1 protein-coding gene is annotated in these 1,068 nt (G+C 40.1%); it reads right to left on the bottom strand.

The window, feature by feature from the left end; all coding sequences use genetic code 11:
• Positions 1-547: 547 nt before the first annotated feature.
• Complete coding sequence (locus ACG95_RS03340; protein WP_047999152.1) at positions 548-766, bottom strand: MerR family transcriptional regulator; 219 nt, start codon at positions 764-766, stop codon at positions 548-550.
• Between the last annotated feature and the right edge of the window lie 302 nt (positions 767-1,068).

The raw sequence follows: 1,068 nt of genomic DNA, 5'->3' as shown, positions 1-1,068 counted from the left end.
TGTCAGGACGCCCCTCACGGCTGGATAGTACTCGAAGGAAAATAGATACGTACCTGACTTTGAATCGACTACTCGTAATTACTAAATTCATCTAAGAAACAACCACTCAGCTAAATGAGACCCTTACTAAAAATTTACTGACAGTTATTGAAAAAATTGACAGCTGGCCGCCTTTTGAAATAAAGATCAATCCAACTAAAGCTAGATAAAATAGGATCACCATGTCAAATTTCAGCTTAGCCGTGAGGTGTGGTCTGACAGCGCTCAGCCATGAAATTACACTTAGCTGAATGGGTTGCTCAGGTTAGTGTAAGGCCGAGTTTTGAGATTACAAGCGGGTTTTGCTTGTGAGCTCAAAACCGTGCCCATGGCGTTCCAGCGTTGTCAGACCGCCCCGGTAGGCGGAAAAATCCGCACGTATAATATCATAGTTGGGCAATTAGCAAAAATCTCAACTATCACTTTCAATAATTAAATCGTTAGAATCAAAAAAAGCGCGAGACGACTAAAACTAGTCATTTCACGCCGTAATGGTTAAATTAATGAATTACTTAGTTGCACACTGTTCGCAAAGTGGCATTAAGTCTTTTAAATCCTCAACGGATGAGCCATTTTCTAAGAAGCAATTGACCATATCTAGCCAATATTGATCGTCCGAACTAAACTGCGCATTGGCATCCTTACAAGGAAGCAATCCCGCTTTAGTGTACGCAACAATCTTATCAGCAGTAACCCCACTTTGGGCTGCTAATTGTTCCAGAGTCATTTTCTCCCACCATTTGTCCTTTCAAAAAATCAATGAGATTATGTTACGCCCGATAGGCTATAAATGCAAGCCTAATTTACTAACAACAAAACAACGCCCCTCCGACTAACCATTGTGACCAGCTACAAACCGCTAATTATCAAGGATTAGCGATGAAGGCTACGACTACTAAACTGTTGTAAATCGTACTCAATATCGTGTCTAAAAGCCAGTAATTTGCTCAAAAAGTCGCAGCTTTAACGATTAAAAAAAGATGATAAAAATCTTCATTGTTTTGAAGTGCCCCATAATTGTTAGACAAG

The organism is Lactiplantibacillus herbarum (assembly GCF_001039045.1).
Lineage (GTDB): Bacteria > Bacillota > Bacilli > Lactobacillales > Lactobacillaceae > Lactiplantibacillus > Lactiplantibacillus herbarum.
This window is presented reverse-complemented; position numbering and strand designations above follow the sequence as displayed.